This is a genomic window from Pseudarthrobacter sp. 1C304, assembly GCF_052245515.1.
Lineage (GTDB): Bacteria > Actinomycetota > Actinomycetes > Actinomycetales > Micrococcaceae > Arthrobacter.
The window spans coordinates 1-20,667 of sequence record NZ_JBQQCH010000002.1; the positions used below are offsets into that span (position 1 = coordinate 1).

The 20,667-nt window shown below is 68.2% G+C and carries 16 protein-coding genes and 1 tRNA gene; 9 read left to right on the top strand and 8 right to left on the bottom strand.

The genetic code is table 11. From position 1 onward, the window contains the following. Window positions 1–90: 90 nt before the first annotated feature. The 6 genes from rho to argS form a co-directional block, all read right to left on the bottom strand. Window positions 91–2,244 carry a transcription termination factor Rho gene (gene rho / locus ACTWQD_RS04085; protein WP_443194923.1) on the bottom strand — a complete coding sequence of 718 codons (2,154 nt, stop codon included), beginning with the start codon at window positions 2,242–2,244 and terminating at the stop codon, window positions 91–93. Window positions 2,245–2,568: 324 nt separating this feature from the next. After that, window positions 2,569–3,555 carry a homoserine kinase gene (gene thrB / locus ACTWQD_RS04090; protein ID WP_443194924.1) on the bottom strand — a complete coding sequence of 329 codons (987 nt, stop codon included), beginning with the start codon at window positions 3,553–3,555 and terminating at the stop codon, window positions 2,569–2,571. A 2-nt stretch (window positions 3,556–3,557) separates the two neighbouring features. After that, window positions 3,558–4,664, bottom strand: coding sequence for a threonine synthase (gene thrC, locus ACTWQD_RS04095; protein WP_443194925.1), 1,107 nt, complete (start codon window positions 4,662–4,664; stop codon window positions 3,558–3,560). Continuing rightward, the gene (locus ACTWQD_RS04100) at window positions 4,665–5,990 is read right to left on the bottom strand and encodes a homoserine dehydrogenase (RefSeq protein WP_443194926.1); all 1,326 of its coding nucleotides are present in this window, start codon (window positions 5,988–5,990) and stop codon (window positions 4,665–4,667) included. Beyond that, window positions 5,991–7,451 carry a diaminopimelate decarboxylase gene (lysA, locus tag ACTWQD_RS04105; protein ID WP_443194927.1) on the bottom strand — a complete coding sequence of 487 codons (1,461 nt, stop codon included), beginning with the start codon at window positions 7,449–7,451 and terminating at the stop codon, window positions 5,991–5,993. A gap of 5 nt (window positions 7,452–7,456) precedes the next feature. Continuing rightward, window positions 7,457–9,121: an arginine--tRNA ligase gene (argS, locus tag ACTWQD_RS04110; RefSeq protein WP_443194928.1), complete on the bottom strand. Its 1,665-nt coding sequence runs from the start codon at window positions 9,119–9,121 to the stop codon at window positions 7,457–7,459. A 170-nt stretch (window positions 9,122–9,291) separates the two neighbouring features. Here argS and ACTWQD_RS04115 point away from each other — a divergent pair, with 170 nt between their 5' ends. The 5 genes from ACTWQD_RS04115 (at window position 9,292) to yidC (ending at window position 13,189) form a co-directional block, all read left to right on the top strand. Continuing rightward, window positions 9,292–9,729, top strand: coding sequence for an FMN-binding protein (locus ACTWQD_RS04115; protein ID WP_443194929.1), 438 nt, complete (start codon window positions 9,292–9,294; stop codon window positions 9,727–9,729). Between the two features lie 6 nt (window positions 9,730–9,735). Further along, on the top strand, window positions 9,736–10,608 hold the full coding sequence (locus ACTWQD_RS04120) for an FAD:protein FMN transferase (RefSeq protein WP_443194930.1): 873 nt from the start codon (window positions 9,736–9,738) through the stop codon (window positions 10,606–10,608). Continuing rightward, window positions 10,605–12,140 (top strand): FAD-dependent oxidoreductase, encoded by a 1,536-nt coding sequence (locus tag ACTWQD_RS04125; RefSeq protein ID WP_443194931.1) that lies wholly within the window; start codon window positions 10,605–10,607, stop codon window positions 12,138–12,140. Before ACTWQD_RS04120 ends, ACTWQD_RS04125 begins: the two co-directional genes overlap by 4 nt. Before the next feature lie 87 nt (window positions 12,141–12,227). Continuing rightward, a tRNA-Arg gene (locus ACTWQD_RS04130) sits at window positions 12,228–12,300 on the top strand. Between the two features lie 91 nt (window positions 12,301–12,391). Continuing rightward, window positions 12,392–13,189, top strand: coding sequence for a membrane protein insertase YidC (gene yidC / locus ACTWQD_RS04135; protein WP_443194932.1), 798 nt, complete (start codon window positions 12,392–12,394; stop codon window positions 13,187–13,189). A gap of 30 nt (window positions 13,190–13,219) precedes the next feature. On the opposite strand, the gene ACTWQD_RS04140 is transcribed toward yidC, so the two are convergent. Further along, window positions 13,220–13,672, bottom strand: a complete 453-nt coding sequence (locus ACTWQD_RS04140; RefSeq protein ID WP_443194933.1) for an SRPBCC family protein — start codon at window positions 13,670–13,672, stop codon at window positions 13,220–13,222. A gap of 212 nt (window positions 13,673–13,884) precedes the next feature. Between ACTWQD_RS04140 and ACTWQD_RS04145 the strand changes: the two genes are divergently transcribed. Together ACTWQD_RS04145 and ACTWQD_RS04150 are read left to right on the top strand one after the other, a co-directional pair. After that, window positions 13,885–14,943 (top strand): M4 family metallopeptidase, encoded by a 1,059-nt coding sequence (locus ACTWQD_RS04145; RefSeq protein WP_443194934.1) that lies wholly within the window; start codon window positions 13,885–13,887, stop codon window positions 14,941–14,943. Between the two features lie 25 nt (window positions 14,944–14,968). Next, window positions 14,969–15,277, top strand: a complete 309-nt coding sequence (locus ACTWQD_RS04150; protein ID WP_443194935.1) for a protealysin inhibitor emfourin — start codon at window positions 14,969–14,971, stop codon at window positions 15,275–15,277. Here ACTWQD_RS04150 and ACTWQD_RS04155 read toward each other — a convergent pair. Continuing rightward, on the bottom strand, window positions 15,274–16,242 hold the full coding sequence (locus tag ACTWQD_RS04155) for a GlxA family transcriptional regulator (RefSeq protein WP_443194936.1): 969 nt from the start codon (window positions 16,240–16,242) through the stop codon (window positions 15,274–15,276). The genes ACTWQD_RS04150 and ACTWQD_RS04155 overlap by 4 nt on opposite strands. Window positions 16,243–16,335: 93 nt before the next feature. Here ACTWQD_RS04155 and ACTWQD_RS04160 point away from each other — a divergent pair, with 93 nt between their 5' ends. Both ACTWQD_RS04160 and hrpA read left to right on the top strand, forming a co-directional pair. Further along, on the top strand, window positions 16,336–16,503 hold the full coding sequence (locus tag ACTWQD_RS04160; RefSeq protein ID WP_443194937.1) for a hypothetical protein: 168 nt from the start codon (window positions 16,336–16,338) through the stop codon (window positions 16,501–16,503). 100 nt (window positions 16,504–16,603) lie between these two features. Next, entirely contained in the window at window positions 16,604–20,665 is a 4,062-nt protein-coding gene (hrpA, locus tag ACTWQD_RS04165) for an ATP-dependent RNA helicase HrpA (protein ID WP_443194938.1), read from the top strand. Window positions 20,666–20,667: the final 2 nt, after the last annotated feature.

Consider the following 20,667-nt stretch of genomic DNA (forward strand, 5'->3'; position numbering starts at 1 on the left):
CAAAGCCTCTCACCACAGGCCGGCCGAGGATTGACTTCGGGCCACCCGGCGGAGGGGCGGGGCCGGCATATATTGAGCGGCTGAAGCCAGCTACTTGTCGTTATCGGACTTCGCACCAAGCGTCGTCTTCTGCACCTGCATCAGGAACTCGACGTTGCTCTGGGTCTCCCGGATCTTGTTGGTCAGCAGCTCAAGGCTCTGCTGCGTTTCGAGTCCGGAGAGGACGCGGCGCAGCTTCCACATGATCTTGACTTCCTCGGCGGAGAGCAGGTTCTCTTCGCGGCGGGTGCCGGACGCGTTTACGTCCACGGCCGGGAAGATGCGCTTGTCCGCGAGCTGGCGGGACAGTCGCAGTTCCATGTTGCCGGTGCCCTTGAACTCTTCGAAGATGACCTCGTCCATCTTGGAGCCGGTCTCTACGAGCGCGGTGGCCAGGATGGTGAGCGAGCCGCCGTTTTCGATGTTGCGGGCTGCACCGAAGAAGCGCTTCGGCGGGTACAGCGCGGCCGAGTCGACACCACCGGAGAGGATACGGCCCGACGCCGGTGCCGCCAGGTTGTAGGCGCGGCCCAGGCGGGTCATGGAGTCGAGGAGCACCACAACGTCCATGCCCATTTCCACGAGGCGCTTGGCGCGTTCGATGGAGAGCTCGGCCACCGTGGTGTGGTCGTCGGCGGGGCGGTCGAAGGTGGACGCGATGACCTCACCCTTGACGGTGCGCTGCATGTCCGTGACTTCTTCGGGACGTTCGTCCACGAGCACCATCATGAGGTGGACCTCAGGGTTGTTCGTGGTGATGGCGTTCGCGATCGACTGCAGGATGAGCGTCTTGCCGGCCTTCGGCGGCGAAACGATCAGGCCGCGCTGGCCCTTGCCGATCGGGGCCACCAGGTCGATGACGCGGGGGCCGATCTTCTTGGGGTCCGTCTCGAGGCGGAGGCGCTCGGAGGGGTACAGCGGGACGAGCTTCGCGAACTCGACGCGGTCCTTAAGTTCCTCAGGCGTCTTGCCGTTGACCGAGGTGACCCGGACGAGTGCGTTGAACTTCTGGCGGGCGGACTGCTGCTGGTTGCTGCGGTCCTCGCCTTCACGGGGTGCGCGGATGGCGCCGACGACGGCGTCGCCCTTGCGCAGGTTGTACTTCTTGACCTGGGCGAGGGACACGTACACGTCGTTCGGGCCGGGCAGGTAACCGGAGGTGCGGATGAACGCGTAGTTCTCCAGCACGTCCAGGATGCCGGCGACCGGCAGCAGGACGTCGTCCTCGGTGACCTCGACGTCGTCGACGTCCGGTCCCTGGACACGCCCGCGGCGGCGGTCGTTGCGGTCGCGGAAGCGATCGTTGCGCGAGGAGTTGTCGCGGCTGTCCTGCCCGCGGTCGGACCGGTCGTTGCGGTCGCGCCGGTTGCGGCGGTTGCGGCGGCTGCCGCCGTCGTTGTCGTCGTTGTCCCGGTTATCGCGGTTGTCCCGGTTGTCGCGGCCGCCGGCGGAATCGTCGCGGCCACCGCGGGTGCGGGTGTTCTCGCGGCGCTGGCCGTCCTCGCTGCCCTGGTCGGACTGGCGCTGGTCGGACTGGCGCTGCTCGGTACGCTGTTCCGTGCGCTCTGCCTGGCGCTGCTCGCCGGCTGCCTGCTCGGCCGGAGCCTCGGCGGAGCTGTTGCCCTGGCCTGCGGCCTGGTCTGCGCCCTGGGCGGCTGCCTCGCCGCGGCGGCGGTTGCGGGTGCGCGGCTGGCGGGTGCGTTCGCCGCCTTCCGGCGCGGACTCAGCGGAGCCCGCTTCGGCGGAAGCCGCGGGAGCCTCCACTGCCGGGGCAGCTGCGGCCGGGGCCTCGGCTGCTGGGGTGGTGATGACGCCGTCGCTGCCGGCGCGGCGGCTGCGGCCGCGGCCGCGGGCACGCGGGTTCTCCTGGGCCGGAGCCTCGGCATCGGCGGCGGGGGCAGCAGCGGGTGCAGCGGCGGCAGGTGCGGCGGACTGGGAGACGGTGCCGTTGTCGGTCGCCTTTTCAGCAGCGCGGGACGGCGCCTTGCTCACAGGGGTACCGGCCCGGTGGGCGGAAATGGCGGACACAAGGTCGCCCTTCCGCATCCGGGAACCGCCGGAAATCCCCAGCTGGCTGGCAAGAGCCTGGAGCTGGGCGAGCTTGAGGCCTGCGAGGCCGCTGCTCTTGGCGGGTGCAGCCGATGATGATCCGGCAGCAGAAGATGATGTTTCCACAGCTGAAGACAGCTCAGTGGTTTCGGTCACGAAGGATCCTTCCCCCTCGACGGCGTCCAGGCTAGGAGCTGGACGCGATGATTTGATCCGGGCTGCAGTTCAGATCTGCAGCCGCGATTTCGGCCTTGCCGGATGGAAATGGCCGGCTCAGCCGGATACTGCATTCACCTGGCTCGTTCCGGTAGAGAAGGAACGGCGGGCTGACTTTTCAGGGGTGCAGAGACTGTTTCTGCGGGTTCCTGCGTCAGACCCTAATGCAGGTGGCACCGAAATTATTGCGCAGTGAAAGATGAGAAAGGCAACTAGGCCAACATCGCGGTCTTAAGGACGGCAATTAAATTGCCGACTGCGGAATTACCGCCGGTGCACTTCCACTTTAGCACCTTCAACGTCCACAGCCAGCTTCATCACACGCCAGCCCACGTCCGGCGTGTTGCCGGCCGTGAAGGAACCGATGAACCCGACGGCGGCTTCCGCCTGGGCCTCGCCGTTGGCCAAAACCAGCACGGTGGGTCCGGCCCCGGAGACGACGGCGGCGAAACCCGCGCCCCGCAACGCTGCGATCAGGTCCGCGCTGGGCCGCATGGCTTCGGCCCGGTAGCTCTGGTGCAGGTAGTCCTCTGTCCCGGCGAGCAGGAATTCCGGTTTCTGCGTCAGCGCATGGATCAGCAGGGCCGCCCGGCCGGAGTTCATGGCCGCAGCATGGTGGCCCACCGAGGCGGGCAGCAGCGCCCGCGCGGCTTCAGTGGAAAGCTCATAGTCCGGTACTGCCACGACCGGAATGACCGCGGCTGCGACGCTCGCGCAGGTGCTGCTGTACTGGTCACTGTCCTGCCACGACAGCGCCAGTCCGCCAAAAATCGCGGGAGCGACGTTGTCCGGGTGGCCTTCCATCTCACTCGTGAGTTGCAGGACCCAGTCCCGGCCCCGGCGCGAGGCCTCCGGGACCAGGGCGTTGGCCGCGGTGACGGCAGCCACCACGGCGCAGGCCGAGGAGCCCAGGCCGCGGCCGTGCGGGTTGATGTTATCCGCCGTGATCCGCAGGCCCTCGTGCCGGAAGCCCAGGCGGTGCAGGGCCTCGGTAAGTGCCCTCACCACCAGGTGGCTGGCATCGCGGGGCAGGGATTCCGCGCCCTCCCCGCTGAGTTCGAACTCCAGCTCGCCGCTGTCCAGGGTTTCCACCGTCAGGGTGTCGAACAGCGTCAACGCCAGGCCGAGGCTGTCATAGCCAGGCCCCAGGTTCGCGCTGGTGGCGGGCACCCGGACCGTCACGAGCTGCCCGGACGGCACCGCCGGTGTGTCGGCGGCGGACTCGGCCGGGATGGTGAGGGTGGTTTCCACGGTTACTTTTCTTCCAGTCCCAGGGCGGTGGCCACGGTGACAACATCGTTTGCGACCTTGACCGGCTGCACTTCGCTGCCGTCCTCGGTGCGGAGCGCCCACTGCGGATCCTTGAGGCCATGGCCGGTGACCGTGATGACGATCGTCTTGCCGGCCGGCACCTCGCCGGCGGCGTGCTTTTTGATCAGCCCGGCGACGCCGGCAGCGGAGCCGGGTTCGACGAAGACGCCTTCACGGGAGGAGAGCCAGCGGTGGGCGGAGAGGATTTCCTCGTCGGTCACGGCCTCGATCACACCGCCGGACTCATCGCGTGCGGCGACGGCGGTCTCCCAGGAGGCGGGGTTGCCGATCCGGATGGCGGTTGCGATCGTATCGGGCTCCGTGATGGGGTGGCCGGCGACGAACGGAGCCGCGCCGGCGGCCTGGAAGCCCCACATGACCGGTGTCCGGGTGGAGACGGGGGCCAGCGTGCCGGCCGTGAGGGACTGGTACGGGGCGCAGTATTCCTTGTAGCCCTTCCAGTACGCGGTGATGTTGCCGGCGTTGCCGACGGGCAGCACGTGGAAGTCCGGTGCGTCGCCGAGCCAGTCGACCACTTCGAAGGCGCCGGTTTTCTGGCCCTCGATCCGGGCGGGGTTGACCGAGTTGACCAGGAACACGGGGTAGGACTCCCCCAGCTTCCGGGCAATCTCGAGGCAGTCATCGAAGTTGCCGTCGACCTGCAGCAGCGTTGCACCGTGCGCGATCGCCTGGCTCAGCTTTCCCATCGAGATCTTGCCCTCGGGCACCAGCACCACGCACTTGAGCCCCGCCGCGGTGGCGTACGCTGCGGCCGACGCGGAGGTGTTGCCCGTGGACGCGCACACCACGGCTTTGGCCCCGGCGGCCACCGCCGCCGTCATGGCCATGGTCATGCCGCGGTCCTTGAACGAGCCGGTCGGGTTCATGCCCTCGACCTTGAGGTAGACGTCGCTGCCGGTCAGGGCGGACAACTGCTGCGCGTGCACCAGCGGGGTGCCGCCCTCACCCAGGGTGATGACGGTGGTCTCCGCGGTGACGGGCAGACGGTCAGCGTATTCGCGGATAACGCCGCGCCATTGGTGAGCCACTTAGACTCCTTCTACCCGCAGAACGGATGTAACTGAATTGATGACGTCCAGGCCCTTCACGGCCTCGACGGTGGCTGCCAGTGCAGCCTCGCTTGCGCGGTGGGTCACGATCCGCAGTTCCGCGGATTCGGTGTTCGAATCAGCGTCGCGGTGGATGGTCTGCCGCATGATTTCAATGGAGACCCCGTGCTCGGCGAAGAGACGGGCGATCTGGGCCAGGACGCCGGGCTGGTCCGCCACGTCGAGGCCGATGTAGTAGCTGGTGACCGCCGAGGTGATGGGCAGCGCCACCACCTGGCCGGTGGTGGTCTCGGCGCGGCCGGGGCCGCCCAGGACGATGCTCCGGGCAGCGGAGATCAGATCGCCCATAACAGCCGAGGCAGTCGGCTTGCCGCCGGCGCCCTGGCCGTAAAACATCAGCTCTCCGGCGTTTTCGGCCTCGACAAAGACTGCGTTGAAGGCGCCGTGGACCGCGGCCAGCGGGTGTTCGCGGGGCAGCAGCGTCGGGTGCACGCGGACGGAGATCCCGGTGTCACCGGTGCCTGCTTCTGCGGCGTCCAGCTTCTCAGCGATCGCCAGCAGCTTGATCACAAAACCGGCGTCCTTGGCCGCGGCGATGTCCGCGGCGGTGACGGAGCTGATGCCCTCGCAGTACACGTCGTCCAGGGAGAAGCGGGTGTGGAAGGACAGGGAGGCCAGGATCGCGGCCTTTGAGGCGGCGTCGTGGCCCTCGACGTCGGCGGTGGGGTCGGCTTCCGCGTAGCCGAGGCGCTGGGCCTGGGCCAGGGCGTCGGCGAACTGCGCGCCGGTGGAATCCATCTGGTCCAGGATGAAGTTGGTGGTCCCGTTGACGATGCCCAGAACGCGGGTGATGCGGTCGCCGGAGAGGCTGTCCCGGATGGGCCGCAGGATGGGGATCGCGCCGGCCACGGCGGCTTCGTAGGACAGCTGCACGCCGGCCCGGTCCGCTTCCTCGTGGAGCGTGGGCCCGTCCTTGGCCACAAGCGCCTTGTTGCCGGTGACCACGCAGGCACCGTTCCGCATGGCGGTCAGGATCAAAGTCCGGGCAGGCTCGATACCGCCCATCAGCTCGATCACCAGGTCCGCGTCCTTGACCAGGGCCTCGGCGTCCGTGGTGAACAGCGCGCGCGGCAGGTCGACGTCGCGGGGGGCATCGACGTCGCGCACGGCGATGCCGGACAGTTCCAGCCGGGCGCCGGCGCGGGACGCCAGCGTGTCGGCGTCGTCAATGAGAATCCGCGCAACCTGGGCCCCGACGTTGCCACAGCCCAGCAGGGCTACTTTCAGGGTTCGCAATTCGGTCATTCAGACTCCCATGTCGCGGTTGAGCAGATCTTCTTCGGTTTCCCCGCGGACAATGAGCCGGGCAGATCCGTCGCGCACAGCGACAACGCCCGGCCGGGCCAGATAGTTGTAGTTGCTTGACAGGGCCCAGCAGTAGGCGCCGGTCCCCGGTACAGCGAGCAGATCACCGGCTGCCACGTCCTCGGGCAGATATACATCTCTAACAACTATGTCGCCGCTCTCGCAATGTTTGCCCACTACTCGGGACAGCTGCGGCGCCGCGTCCGAGGTCCGTGAGGCCAGAATGGCCGAGTAATCCGCGTCGTACAGCACCGGACGCGCGTTGTCGCTCATGCCGCCGTCCACCGACACATACCGGCGCGGGTACGTAACGTTCCCGTCCCCCGGCGCGTCCACCCGGACGGTCTTCAGCGTGCCCACTTCGTAGAGCGTGAACGTGCTGCTGCCGACAATCGCGCGGCCCGGCTCGATTGAAATCCGAGGCGCGGTAATGCCCAGTTCCGCACACTTGGTGCGGACGACGGCGGCCATCGCCTGCGCGATTTCGGCGGGCGGGCGCGGGGTGTCCACCGGCGTGTAGGCAATGCCGTAGCCGCCGCCGAGGTCCAGTTCGGGAAGCACAATCGAGTACTTGGCCTGCATCGCGGCGAGGAAGTCGAGCAGCTTCTCCGCGGCCAGGGCGAAGCCGTCGGGTTCGAAGATCTGCGAGCCGATGTGGCAGTGCAGGCCCAGCAGTTCGATGCTGGGGTACGCGGACGCCGCGGCCACGGCTTCCTCAGCCGCTGACAGCCCGGCCTGCTCGGTGGAGTCCCCCGCCATGGAGAGGCCGAACTTCTGGTCCTCGTGCGCCGTGGCGATGAACTCGTGGGTGTGGGCGTGGACGCCGGGGGTCAAGCGCAGCATCACCCTGGCGGTTTCGCCGCGAGCCTCCGCGATCCTGGCGACGCGCTCGAGTTCGACGAGGCTGTCCACCACGATCCGGCCCAGTTGCAGGTCCAGCGCCCGGTGGATCTCGCCGTCGGACTTGTTGTTGCCGTGCAGCGCAACGTCGGCGCCGGGGATCCCGGCGCGGGCGGCGACGGCGAGTTCCCCGCCGGAGGCCGTGTCCAGCCGGAGGCCCTCCTCCTCCACCCAGCGGACCACCGCGGTGCACAGGAAGGATTTGCCGGCGTAGTAGACGTCCACCCCGCCGCAGATGTCGGCGAACGCGTCGTTGAAGGCATCTGAGAACGCGCGGGCGCGGGCCCGGAAATCGTTCTCGCTCATGACGAACAGCGGTGTGCCGAACTGGCGCTGGAGTTCGCTGACGGGAATGCCGTCAATGGCGAGTTCGCCGGCGTCGTTCCTGGCGACGTCGCCGGCCCACATGGGCGCGTGCAGGGCGTTGAGGTCGGCGGGAACCTGCAGCCACTCGGGTGCGAGCGGAGAGCCTGCGGCCGGGCCGGGGGCGTTCGTGGTCATGGCGGTTACATCCGTTCCGGCGCCGAAACGCCCAGCAGGTCCAGTCCGTTGGCCAGCACCTGGCTGGTGGCGTCGTTGAGCCACAGCCGGGTGCGGTTGAGGTCGGTGATGGCTTCCTCGCCGAGGGGGGCGATGCGGCAGGCGTCGTACCAGCGGTGGTACGCCCCGGCGATGACCTCCAGGTGGCGGGCCACACGGTGCGGCTCCCGCAGTTCGGCGGCCTTGGCCACGATCGAGGGGTAGCTGCCCAGGTGCGAGAGCAGCTCGTTCTCGGTCGCGTGATCCAGCAGCGATGCCTCGAAGCTGTCCTTGCCGTCCACGCTGCGCTCGACGCCGGCGGCCACGGCGTTGCGTGCCGCGCCACGGGACCGGGCGTGCGCGTACTGGACGTAGAACACCGGGTTCTCGTTGCTGTGCTTCTTCAGCAGCTCCGGGTCCAGGGTCAGCGGGGAATCGGCCGGGAAGCGGGCCAGCGAGTAGCGCACCGCGTCCTTGCCTAGCCAGTCGATGAGGTCCTTGAGTTCGATGATGTTGCCGGCCCGCTTCGAGAGCTTCGCGCCGTTCACCGAAACCAGCTGGCCGATCAGGACCTCGATGTTGACCTCGGGGTCGTCGCCGGCGGCGGCCGCAATGGCCTTGAGCCGGTTGATGTAGCCGTGGTGGTCCGCGCCGAGGAGGTAGATCTTCTCGGTGAAGCCGCGGTCCTTCTTGGACAGGTAGTAGGCGGCGTCGGCGGCGAAATAGGTCGGTTCGCCGTTCGCCCGGATCATGACGCGGTCCTTGTCGTCGCCGAAGTCCGTGGTGCGCAGCCAGACCGCGCCGCCGTCGTCGTACACGTGCCCCTGCTCCCGGAGCCGCGCCACGGCGTCCTCGATGGCGCCGGCGTCGTGGAGTTCCTGCTCGGAGAAGTAGACATCGAATTCGACGTCGAAGTCCGCCAGGGTGCGCTTGATGTCGTGCAGTTGCGCCTTGTACGCAGCTCCCCGGATCACCGGCAGCGCGGCGACGTCGGTCAGCTCGCGGATGTCCGGGTGCTGGGTGAGCACCTCATGGCCCAGGTCGGCGATGTACTCGCCGGGGTAGCCGCCCTCCGGGACGCCCCGGCCGTGCAGCCGCGACAGCACCGAATGGGCGAAAACGTTCATCTGCGAGCCGGCGTCGTTGATGTAGTACTCGGCCGTGACGTCCGCGCCGGACGCACGGAGGACACGCGCGATCGCGTCTCCCAGGGCGGCCCAGCGGGTGTGGCCGATGTGCAGCGGGCCGGTGGGGTTGGCGGAGACGAACTCCATGTTGACGGTGTGGCCCGCGAGCGCCGTGTTGGTGCCGTAGACCGGCCCGGCCTCGACGATGGCCTTGGCCAGGGCCCCGGCGGCGGCGGCGTCGACCGTGATGTTGAGGAACCCCGGTCCGGCGATGTCGACGGCGGACACTCCCTCGATGGACTTCAGCCGCGCGCTCAGGACGGACGCGAAGTCGCGCGGGTTGGTGCCGGCCTTCTTGGCCAGCTGCAGGGCGATGTTGGTGGCCCAGTCACCGTGGTCCCGGTTCTTCGGCCGCTCGACGCGCACCTCATCCGGGAGCTCGGATGCGGAGAGCCCGATTTCACCGGCGGCGACGGCGTCTTTCAGGCAGGCGGATATGGCGAGGGAAAGTTCTTCAGGGGTCACGCTTCCAGCCTACCGGTGGCCCCGGTGTGTGGCGGAATTTGGTGTCCGTCATGACCCCGGGCACAGGGGTGATGGGGAATTGCCGGCTTCCCAAGCAGGATCACAGGTTGAACCACTACGCTGATCCATACGTCGTATCCCGGAGTGTCCGCTAGAGAAACGAGCCGCTGTTGAATACCTCTCTTCGTAAAAGCGTTGTGGTCGGCATCGCCGGGCTGTCCCTGGCCGGTTCAGCGGCCGGGTGCGCGCCGGGGCAGGCGTCCGGAACCCCGGACTCCAGCGCCGCGCCTCCGGCCGCCACAGGCGGCGGGTCCTACAAGGACGGGACCTACAGCGCGGACGGCAACTATGTGTCCCCCAACGGCAACGAGACGGTGGGGGTGACCCTCACCGTCGCCAACGGCGCCGTGTCCGATGTCCAGATCACCCAGCATCCGTCGAACCCCAACACCCGCAAATTCCAGGGCGAGTTCGCCGGCGGCATCAAGTCCCAGATCGCCGGCAAGAGCCTCGACGAGATCAAGGTCTCCAAGGTGGCGGGCTCCTCGCTGACGAGCGGGGGCTTCAACCAGGCCGTGGAGAAGATTAAATCCGAGGCACAGGCCTAGGCCACAGTGCCGCATCCGGGCTGGACTGACTTCAGTTTCGACGGGATCGGTACCCGCTGGGAAATTTCCACACCGGCCCCGCTCTCCGGAGCGCTCAAACGCCGGCTGCTGGACACCGTGGCGGGCTACGACGCCGTGTGGTCCCGGTTCCGGCCGGACTCCGTCATCGCGGCCGCGGCCCGGCAGGCGGGACGTTACGAGCTGCCCCCGGAAGCGGATCCCCTGGGCCGGCTGTATGACACCCTGTACCGGCTCAGCGGCGGGTCCATGACCCCGCTGATCGGCGGCAGCCTGGAGCACCTCGGCTACGACGCCGCCTACTCCCTCAGGCCGGCCGGACCACCGCAGCCGGCGCCCCCGTGGGACGACGTGCTCGAGTGGCAGGGCAACGTGCTGGCCACCCGGGCGCCGGTGGTGCTCGACGTCGGGGCAGCCGGGAAGGGGCAGCTGGCCGACCTGTTGTCCGGGGTGCTGCGCGACGGCGGCGTAGGAGAGCACTTCATCGATGCCAGCGGCGACCTGCTCAACACCGGGCCCGTTCCGGTCGACGTCGGGCTGGAACATCCTTATGACCCGTCCCGTGCCATCGGGATCGTCAGCCTCGGGGCCGGCGCCCTCTGTGCTTCCGCCGCCAACCGGCGTGCCTGGGGCGACGGGCTGCACCATGTGCTGGATGGCACCACCGGCGCCCCGGTGCGCACCGTCGTCGCCAGCTGGGCACTGGCGGGGACCGCCATGGTGGCCGATGCGCTGGCCACGGCTCTGTTCTTCGTCGACGGCTCCCGGCTGGCGGCGGAGTTCGACTGTTCCTGGCTGACCGTCTACTCAGACGGCCATGCCGAGTATTCGGCCGGTTTTGAAGGGGTGCTGTTTCCATGACCGCCACGATGTCCCCTCCCCTGGGTTCCCGGCTGGACACGGTGCTGGGCCGGTTCACGATGTACCGGCTGGTGCTCTGGGTCCTCGCCGTGCTGGCCGGGTACAGCCTGCTGCTCAACGTGCTGGGATGGCTCACGTTCGGGCTCCCGGAGATGATCGCCCACCTGACACTCTGCCTCGGCCTGACGTACGGCTCCAACCGGGCCATCGCCGCCCTGTTCCATGTGCGCCCGCATTCGGAGTCGTCCCTGATCACGGGGCTGCTGCTGTATTTCCTCTTCTGGCCGACCCAGTTCTCTGCGGGGCTGCAGTACCTGGACCTGGCGGGCGTCGCCCTCGCGTGTGTGCTGGCGTCAGTGTCCAAGTACGCCTTGGCCTGGCGCGGCCGCCACATCTTCAACCCGGCGGCCGCCGGGGCCTTTCTCACCGGGCTGACGGGACTCAACATCGCCACGTGGTGGGTGGCCACGCCCGCGATGCTGTGGCTGGTGCTGCCGGGGGTGCTGCTGGTCCTGTACCGGGTCCGGAAACTGCTGATGGCCGCCCTCTTTACGGTGGTGGCGGTGTCCATCGTGGCCGTGGAGCTGCTGGGCTCCGGCATGACCCTCGCGGAAGCGCTGTGGCAGCCCCTGGCGCAGCGCCCCGTGCTGTTTTTCGTCGGCTTTATGCTCACCGAACCACTCACCCTGCCGCCGCGCCGGTGGCAGCAGCTGGTGCTGGCCGCCGTCGTCGGGGTGCTCTTCGCCGTGCCCTACAACCTGGGCGTCGTGGCCAACTCCCCCGAACTGGCGCTGCTGGTGGGCAATGCGCTGGCGTTCATCGCCGGCCAGCGCAGCCGGGTGCTGCTCCGTTTCCGCGGAGCCCGCCCCTTAACCCCGACGACGACGGAACTCACCTTCCAGCCCGAGCACCCGGTCCGCTTCACGCCGGGGCAGTACATTGAGCTGAACCTGCCGCACACCGGGGCCGACCGCAAAGGCAGGCGCCGGGTGTTCAGCCTGACCAGTCCCCCGGAGACGGCGGAGCTGAGCATCGGCGTCGGAACGGCCCAACCGCTGTCGACGGCCAAGCAGTCCCTCCTTGCCCTGGCGCCCGGCGACGAACTGACCGCCACCACGGTGGGCGGCGACTTCGTCCTGCCGCGGGATCCGGCGAGGCCGGTGCTGCTGGTGGCCGCCGGCATCGGCATCACCCCGTATCTGTCGCAGCTGACCGGGAGCGCCGGCGGGGATCGGGACGTGGTGCTGCTGTACCTGGCCCGGACCGCCTCCGAGCTTGCCTACGCCGCGGAACTCGAACGCGCGGGAGTGCGGGTCATCGCGAGGCTGTCCGACGGGTCCGTGCCGCCGGCGTTTATGCAGGACGCGGGCCAGGCCCGGATCGACGGAGCCGCGCTGAAGGAACTGGTGCCGGACATCGCCGGCCGCGACGTCTACGTGTCGGGTTCGCCGTCGAGCGTCCGCTCGCTCCGTGCAGCGGCGCGCAGAGCCGGTGCGCGGAGGATCCATGTGGACTCCTTTGCGGGCTATTGACCGCGCCGGGTGCGCCGATTTTCCCTTGGGGCCCTCCTTCCTGCTAAGCTCTAGGACGTCCCGCCGGTCACGGCAGGAACCCTGACTGCCCTCGTAGCTCAGGGGATAGAGCGTCTGCCTCCGGAGCAGAAGGTCGTTGGTTCGATTCCAATCGAGGGCACAGCCAAGAACCCCTAGGATCCACTGGATTCTGGGGGTTCTTTCGTGTTTGCTTGCGGGAAGTGCGCAGATTATGAATCGGGGGACGTCGGATGGGTTTTGGCGCAGAGCTCCTGTTCCCGTTCCAGTGGCTGGTGTCGGCCATCCTGGTGGGACTCCACGACGGCCTGAGCGCCCTCGGCATGTCCGCTGCCAGCGGCTGGACGTGGACGCTGGCCATCATCGGGCTGGTGCTGGCCATCCGGGCCGCCCTGATCCCCGTAGCCCTGCAGCAGATCAGGGCCCAGCGCCGCATGCGGCAGCTGCAGCCGGACCTGAAGACACTGCAGGACAAGTACGCCGGTAGGACCGACGCTCTGTCCCGGCAGGCCATGGCGCAGGAACAGATGGCCCTGTACAAGGAGCACGGCACCAATCCGTTCTCGGCCTGTCTGCCCCTGCTGATCCAGGTGCCGTTTTTCTTCGCCCTCTTCACCGTGTTGTCCCTCATCCCGGCGGCGGCCGCCAGCGGCCAAGGCATCGGCGCCATGAGCGCGGAGCAGGTGGTGCAGTTCGGGGAATCGAGCATCTTTGGTGCCCCGCTGTCGGCGTCCGTGCTGCACGGCACGCCCCCGGGCGGCAACGTGGTGGCCGTGTGGCTCCTGTCCATGGTGATGATTCTGGCCATGTCGGCGGCGCAGTTCATCACGCAGCGGCACATTCTGGCCAAGACTACGTCCGCGGAGGCCATGGCGGGCCCGTTCATGCGCCAGCAGAAAGTGGTGCTTTACTCCTTGCCCATCGTCTTCGGCGCGGGCGGCATCATCTTCCCCATCGGCGTGCTGATCTACTGGACCACCACGAATCTGTGGACCATGGTGCAGCAGTTCGTCCTTGACCCGGGGCCGTGATGAACGTCCGGGCAGGCGGACCCCGGCAGCTCAGCGCCGGGCTTCGGCGATTTCCTTGAGTTTTGCCAGCGCGGGCGGCCACGCGTCGTCGAACATGGACACGAACTGTTCGTCGCTGTCGAGCTCCACGTCCACCGTCGTTGACCCACCGGACTCGCTGAAGGCATACCTTTCGTGGCCGCCCACAAAAGGCTTCGCAGCCTCGCTGGTGGCATCGACCTCGCCGTTGACGATCAGCCCGATGTAGCGCAGGGAGATGAGCTCGTGCGGCCTGTTTTCCTCGACCGTGGCGATCAATCCCCCCATGGAGCCGTCGCCGTCGGGTCCGACGAAACGGATATCGCTGCCCTGGCTCCAATCCCCGACGTAGGAGGACTCGCCGAAGGCCTTGGTCCATTCCCGGTAGGAGGCCTGGTCCAGCATCGTGGACCACACGTCTTGTACGGGCGCGTTGACGGTTACCGAATACCTCAACTTTTCCATAGCCGATTCTACGTCTGCGCTTGAATCCCGGACCAGCACGCGGTACAGGTCCCGCGCGGGATGACGCGGAAGCGGGCGCGGCCCCTGCCAATTGTCGGTGCCCGCTCGTAGGCTGTCTGCATCGGCAGCGGGGTTCCGGCAGCCGGGTGGCTGGACTGGGTGCCGGCCGCCGCATCACGCCGGGATTCCGCCGAAGCGCAAAGGGGTCTCACATGCAGTGCACCATCATCCCTCCATACATGCTCCGCCGGCTGGCAGCCCAGCGCGAACCGGAGCTCTCCGCAGCCGCGCGTGCGGCGAAGGAGGCCCTGCACCACGTCCCCAGCTTCCAGGCGGCCCGCGCCGTGCCCGGGCCCGGCAGCCATCCGGGGCTGCGGGAACCCCGGCCGGCACCGCCAGAGCGGACTGTCTACGACGCCGAGTTCGCCGAGCAACTGCCCGGCAGCGTGGTCCGGAAGGAAGGGGAACCGCCCACCGGCGATCCCGCCGCCGATGAAGCCTACGACGGGCTGGGCCACACGCACCGTCTTTACGCCGAGGCCTTCGGCCGGAACTCAATCGACGGCAACGGCCTGCACCTTGAGGCCACCGTGCACTACGGGCGGCTGTATGACAACGCGTTCTGGGACGGCCGGCAGATGGTCTTCGGCGACGGTGACGGCCAGGTCTTCCAGCGGTTTACGAAGTCCTTGAGCGTGATCGGCCACGAGCTGGCCCACGGCGTCACCCAATACTCGGCAGGGCTGGTCTACCGCAACCAGGCCGGCGCACTGAACGAATCGATGTCCGATGTTTTCGGGGCGCTCGTTGAGCAGCACGTCCGGCGGCAGTCGACCGCGGACGCCAGCTGGCTGATCGGCGAGGGCCTCTTCACGGAAAAAGTCCAGGGGACGGCCCTGCGTTCCATGAAGGCCCCGGGAACCGCGTACGACGACGACGTGCTCGGCAAGGATCCGCAGCCGGACTCGATGGACAGCTACGTGCACACAAGCGCGGACAATGGCGGCGTCCACATCAATTCCGGGATCCCCAACCGGGCGTTTTACCTGGTGGCCACCAGCCTCGGCGGCAACGCCTGGGACGCGCCGGGCCGGATCTGGTACGAGACCCTGACCGGCGGCTCGCTGGCCCCGAATGCGACGTTCGGGGCCTTCGCCAAGGCCACCGCGGCTGCTGCCAAGGAGCTTTTCGGGGCGGATTCTACGGAGCATGACGCCGTGCGCTCCGCGTGGGAAACTGTGAAGGTAAAGTTCCCCGGAGCCCGGCGGTAACCAGGCTCATGACGATCCGAGCCCCATGAAAATAACTGTCCAGCGCAGCGGCGGCATTGCCGGCATGAAGCGGACGTGGACCGTGCAGCCCACGCCGCCTGAGGACACTGACGTCTGGCAGCCGCTGATTGAGGCCTGCCCGTGGGACGCCGTTCCACTGGCGGGCAGGGGCGCCCCGACCGGCCAGCCGGACCGGTTCCTCTACAGCATCCGGGCCGGGCAGCACCGTGCCACCCTGCCCGAGCAGGCCGTCACCGGACCGTGGCGGGACCTCGTCGAGACCGCCAAAGCGGCGGCCGAGCCGGCACCGCCGTCGGACCGGCTTGCCCCTTAGACCGCGGCAGCCAGATGGCCGCGGAAGGTCCGGCGGTAGGACTGCGGACTCGTGTCGAGCACCTTGGCGAAGTGGTGCCGCAGCAGCACCGAGTGGCCGAAACCTGACTCGCGGGCGATTTCGTCGATATTGAGATCCGTGGTCTCCAGCAGTTCCTGCGCCCGCAGCACACGCTGGGAATTGAGCCAGGCCGCCGGGGTCGCTCCCGTTTCAGAACGGAAGCGCCGGGCAAACGTGCGGGGTGACATGTGGACGCGCGCGGCAAGCTCGTTGACCGAGTGGTCTTCCCCCAGATGCCGCACCATCCACTGCAGGAGTTCCTCCATGGGCTCGGAGCCGCAGCGCGGGATCGGCCGGTCGATGAACTGCGCCTGACCGCCGTCGCGGTGCGGCGGGACCACCATGTCCCGTGCGATGCTCGCCGCCACGTTCGCACCGAACTCCCGCCGGATCAGGTGCAGGCAGGCGTCGATACCGGCGGCCGTGCCGGCGCTGGTGATGATCCGGTTGTCCTCGACGTAGAGGACGTTCTCATCCACGTGAGCCGCCGGGTACCGGGCAGCGAGTTCCTGGGAGTAATGCCAGTGCGTGGTGCAGCGACGCCCGTCGAGCAGGCCAGCCCGGGCCAGGGCGAAGGCCCCGGAACAGATGGACATCACCCACGCGCCGCGGGCGTGGGCCGCCCGCAGCGCCTCCAGGACGGATTCCGGGACGTCCCGGTCGTGGCCGAAGGGCGTCATGATGACCAGGTCGGCGTCGGCCGCGGCCTCCAGCCCGAGGCCCACGTGCAGGGACAGCCCGGACTTCATCGGGACATCGCCCGGCGCCGGGGTACAGACGCGGAAGTCGAAACCGGGGACGCCGCTCCCGCGCGGCGAGCGGTCGATGCCGAACACCTCGAACGCCGTCGCGAATTCGAAGACCGAGAAGTGCGGAACCACGATCATGGCCACTGATTTGATCATGCCTTCATTGTGGCAGAAGCAGTGGCAGAAATTATAGCTTTTTGGTCATTTCTGCCACTTATTTCCGCGCCGCCAGAGGAGAACCATGGAGTCATGGAACTCTTCGGAATCGCAGTCATCGTTCTCATCGTCGTCGGAGTCGCCGCCACAGTGGCCGCTCTCCGCAAGGACGGGCTTGGCCACAACCCGCCGGTCCGCTCGGAAGACCACTGGTCCGCCCTGGACCTGCCCAGCAGCAACTACACCTTCCGGATCTTCTGAACGCCCCACGCGCACCCGAGGCCCGGTCCCGTCAGGGGGGCCGGGCACATTCTTGCCCGGACCGCCGCAGCGGACTGTTCCCAGTAGACTGTGTGCAGCCATGACACTGCATATCTCCTACCCCGCCGAGCTGCCGGTTTCCGAGCGCCGCGAGGACCTGATGGCCGCCATCGCGGCCAACCAGGTGACCATCATCGCCGGCGAGACCGGTTCCGGTAAGACCACCCAGATTCCGAAAATGTGCCTGGAGCTGGGGCTGGGCGAGAACGGCCTCATCGGCCACACGCAGCCGCGGCGGCTGGCCGCCCGTACGGTCGCCGAGCGCATCGCGGAGGAACTCGGCGTCGAGATCGGCCAGGAGGTGGGCTTCCAGGTCCGCTTCACCGGCGAGGTCAGCCGCAGCACCAAGGTCAAGCTGATGACCGACGGCATCCTGCTGGCAGAGATCCAGCGGGACAAGCTGCTGCGCAAATACAACGCCATCATCATCGACGAGGCGCATGAGCGCAGCCTCAACATCGACTTCATCCTCGGCTACCTCAAGCGCATCCTGCCGCAGCGTCCGGACCTGAAGATCATCATCACGTCGGCCACCATCGATCCGGAGCGCTTTGCCAAGCACTTAGGCAGCGAGGAGGAGCCCTCCCCCATTATCGAGGTCTCCGGCCGCACCTACCCGGTGGAGATCCGCTACCGCCCGCTGTCCCAGCCGGCCGGCGGCGCAGCGGACGGAGACGGCGAAGGCGCCGCCGCGGATGACGAACTCGAGGAGGACCGCGACCCGCTCGACGCCGTGTGCGACGCCGTCGACGAACTCGCGCAGGAAGCCCCCGGCGACATCCTTATCTTCTTCTCCGGCGAGCGCGAGATCCGCGACGCGGCCGAGGCCCTCAACGCCCGCATCCAGGCCAACCGCAAGCTGGCCGGCACCGAGGTCCTCCCCCTCTTCGCCCGGCTGAGCCTGCAGGAGCAGCACAAGGTCTTCCATCCCGGCAGCAAGCGCCGGATCGTGCTGGCCACCAACGTCGCCGAGACCTCCCTGACGGTTCCCGGCATCAAGTACGTGATTGACACGGGCACGGCCCGCATCTCCCGCTATTCGCACCGCACCAAGGTCCAGCGCCTGCCGATCGAACGCGTCTCCCAGGCCTCCGCCAACCAGCGCTCCGGCCGCTGCGGCCGCGTCTCCGACGGCATCGCCATCCGGCTGTACTCGGAGGAGGACTTCGAGTCCCGGCCGCTGTACACGGACCCGGAAATCCTGCGCACCAACCTCGCTGCCGTCATCCTGCAGATGACGGCGATGGGGGTGGCACGCGGGCCGAAGGACGTCGAAAACTTCCCGTTTGTGGAGCCGCCGGACTCGCGGGCCATTAACGACGGCGTTACGCTCCTACGCGAGCTGGGTGCCCTGAGTGCCGCGCGGCAGGAGTCCGCGGACGACGGCGGACCCCGCAGCGGCAGCCAGCGCGGCGGGCAGCGGCGCGGCAGCCAGCGCGGCGGGCAGCGGCGCGGCTCCGGCCGCCCCGGAAGCGGCCTGACCGCCGTCGGGCAGCAGCTTGCCCAGCTGCCCGTAGACCCGCGGCTCGGCCGGATGATTGTCGAATCCGGCAAGCGCGGCTGCGTCCGCGAGGTCATGGTCCTGGCGGCGGCGCTGACTATCCAGGATCCGCGCGAGCGTCCGACCGATAAACAGCAACTGGCCGCGGAGAAGCACGCGCGGTTCCGGGACGAGAACTCGGACTTCACCGGCTACCTCAACCTCTGGAACTACCTCCAGGAAAAGCAGCAGGAACTCTCCTCCACGGCGTTTCGCCGGCTCTGCCGCGCCGAGTTCATCAACTATCTCCGCGTCAGGGAATGGCAGGACCTGTTCGCCCAGCTGCGCCAGCTGGCCCGGCCGCTGGGCATCAGCCTGGACAACAAACGCCTGGCCGACCCGGTGGGCAACCACGAGGGCATCCACATCAGCCTGCTCTCGGGCCTGCTGAGCCATGTGGGCATCCTCGATGAGCGCAAGCGTGAATACGCCGGCGCCCGCGGCAGCCGCTTCGCGATCTTCCCGGGCTCGGCCCTGTTCAAGAAGTCCCCCACCTTCGTGATGGCCGCTGAGCTGGTGGAGACCAGCCGGCTATGGGCGCGGGTGGCGGCGAAGTTCGATCCGCTGTGGGTGGAGCAGGTGGCGCCGGACCTGGTGAAGCGCAGCTACAGCGAACCGCACTGGTCGAAGAAGATGGGCTCGGTGATGGCCCATGAGAAGGTCACGCTGTACGGCGTGCCCATTATCCCGAGCCGCCGGATCAACTACGGCAAAGTGGACCCGGAACTCTGCCGGGAGCTGTTCATCCGGCATGCCCTGGTGGAGGGCGACTGGCAGACCCACCACAAGTTCTTCCACCGCAACCGGGCGCTCCTCCACGAGGTCGAGGAGCTTGAGGCCCGCATGCGGCGGCGGGACATCCTGGTGGATGACCAGACCCTTTTCGAGTTCTATGACGCCCGCGTGGGCAAAGACGTTGTCTCGGAGCGGCACTTCGACAAGTGGTGGAAAGACGCCCGGCAGCAGGACCCCGCCCTGCTCGACTTCGACCAGGCGCTGCTGATCAGCGAGGACGCCGATGCCCTGGACGACTCCGCCTACCCCAAGACGCTGCTGCACAAGGGCTTTGAGCTGCCGCTGAGCTACGAGTTCCACCCCGTAGCCCCCGGTTCGCCGCCCAACCCGTCCGACGGCGTCACCGCCGAAGTGCCCGTGCTGTTCCTGAACCAGCTTGACGACGCAGCCTTCCGCTGGCTGATCCCGGGCCAGCGCGTGGAGCTGGTCACGGCCCTGATCAAGTCGCTGCCCAAGCAGGTGCGCAAGAACTTCGTGCCGGCGCCGGATGTCGCCCGGCAGGCCGTCGCAGCCCTCGAGGCGGACTTCGATCCGGCCACCGACGAGCTGGAGGCCTCCCTTGAGCTGGTCCTGCGCCGGCTCCGCGGCCAGGTCATCCCGCCGAACTCCTGGAACTGGGACGCCGTCCCGCCCCACCTGCGGGTGAGCTTCCGCGTGGTGGACTCCCAGGGGAAGGTGTTGGATGAGGGCAAGGACCTCACCGCGTTGCAGGAGCGGCTGGCACCGCAGACACGCCGGGCGATCGCCGAGTCGCTGGGCGCCACGCCCGCCACCACCGCGCCCTCCGCGAACGGCAGGTCCGGTGCGAGGGCCGGAGGTGCGAAGGCAGGCGGCGCGGCTGCCGGCGGCCCGGCTCCGGCCGGGCCCGCAGTGTCCGCCACCGCCGCAACCGGGTTCGCGGAACAGGCCGGACTGACGTCCTGGTCCTTCGGCACGCTGCAGCGCCAGGTCCAGGGCACGGTGAAGGGTCATACCGTCACCGGCTACCCCGCGCTGGTGGACGAGGGGAAGTCCGTGGCCCTGCGGCTGTTCCAGACCGCGTCCGAGCAGGACGCGGCCATGCGGGGCGGGGTCATCCGGCTGCTGGCCCTGAAGGTGCCACCGCCGGACCGCTACGTCCTGGAGCACCTGAACAACACCGAGAAGCTGACGTTCAGCCAGAACCCGCACGGCTCGGTCACGGCGCTGATTGCGGACTGCGCCCTGGCGGCCATCGACAAGCTCACTCCGGCGGAGCTGCCCTGGGACGAGGCGTCCTTCAACGCGCTGTACGAGAGTGTCCGGGCGGACCTGATCGACACGGTCTTCACCGTCACGGCCATCGTGGAGCGGATCCTGGCCAGCACCCGGCGGATCGAGAAAACGCTCAAGGGCACCACCAGCCTGGCCCTGATCAGCGCCCTCAACGACGTCAAGAGCCAGCTGGAGCAGCTGGTGTTTCCCGGTTTTGTGGCACGCACGGGCTACGCCCAGCTCAGCCAGCTGCCGCGGTACCTCGCAGCGATCGAGAAGCGCCTCGAGAAACTGCCCACCAACGTCCAGCGGGATGCCCAGCACATGGCGGCCGTGCAGGCCCTCGAGGACGACTACGACGACGCCGTCTCCGCGCTGCTCCCGGGCCGCCGGGCCGGCGCCGAGTTAACCCAGGTCCGCTGGATGATCGAAGAGCTGCGGGTGAGCCTGTTCGCCGTCGAACTCGGGACGGCCTATTCGGTGACCGAAAAGCGGATCCGTGCCGTGCTGAACAAGGCGCTGGCGCCGGCCTAGCG

Excerpts from the sequence above, each read along its gene's own strand:
- ACTWQD_RS04100 (WP_443194926.1), bottom strand. The coding sequence starts at position 5,990 with ATGACCGAATTGCGAACCCTGAAAGTAGCCCTGCTGGGCTGTGGCAAC.
- lysA (WP_443194927.1), bottom strand. The coding sequence starts at position 7,451 with ATGACCACGAACGCCCCCGGCCCGGCCGCAGGCTCTCCGCTCGCACCC.
- ACTWQD_RS04125 (WP_443194931.1), top strand. The coding sequence starts at position 10,605 with ATGACCGCCACGATGTCCCCTCCCCTGGGTTCCCGGCTGGACACGGTG.
- yidC (WP_443194932.1), top strand. The coding sequence starts at position 12,392 with ATGGGTTTTGGCGCAGAGCTCCTGTTCCCGTTCCAGTGGCTGGTGTCG.
- ACTWQD_RS04140 (WP_443194933.1), bottom strand. The coding sequence starts at position 13,672 with ATGGAAAAGTTGAGGTATTCGGTAACCGTCAACGCGCCCGTACAAGAC.
- ACTWQD_RS04145 (WP_443194934.1), top strand. The coding sequence starts at position 13,885 with ATGCAGTGCACCATCATCCCTCCATACATGCTCCGCCGGCTGGCAGCC.
- ACTWQD_RS04150 (WP_443194935.1), top strand. The coding sequence starts at position 14,969 with ATGAAAATAACTGTCCAGCGCAGCGGCGGCATTGCCGGCATGAAGCGG.
- ACTWQD_RS04155 (WP_443194936.1), bottom strand. The coding sequence starts at position 16,242 with ATGATCAAATCAGTGGCCATGATCGTGGTTCCGCACTTCTCGGTCTTC.
- ACTWQD_RS04160 (WP_443194937.1), top strand. The coding sequence starts at position 16,336 with ATGGAACTCTTCGGAATCGCAGTCATCGTTCTCATCGTCGTCGGAGTC.
- hrpA (WP_443194938.1), top strand. The coding sequence starts at position 16,604 with ATGACACTGCATATCTCCTACCCCGCCGAGCTGCCGGTTTCCGAGCGC.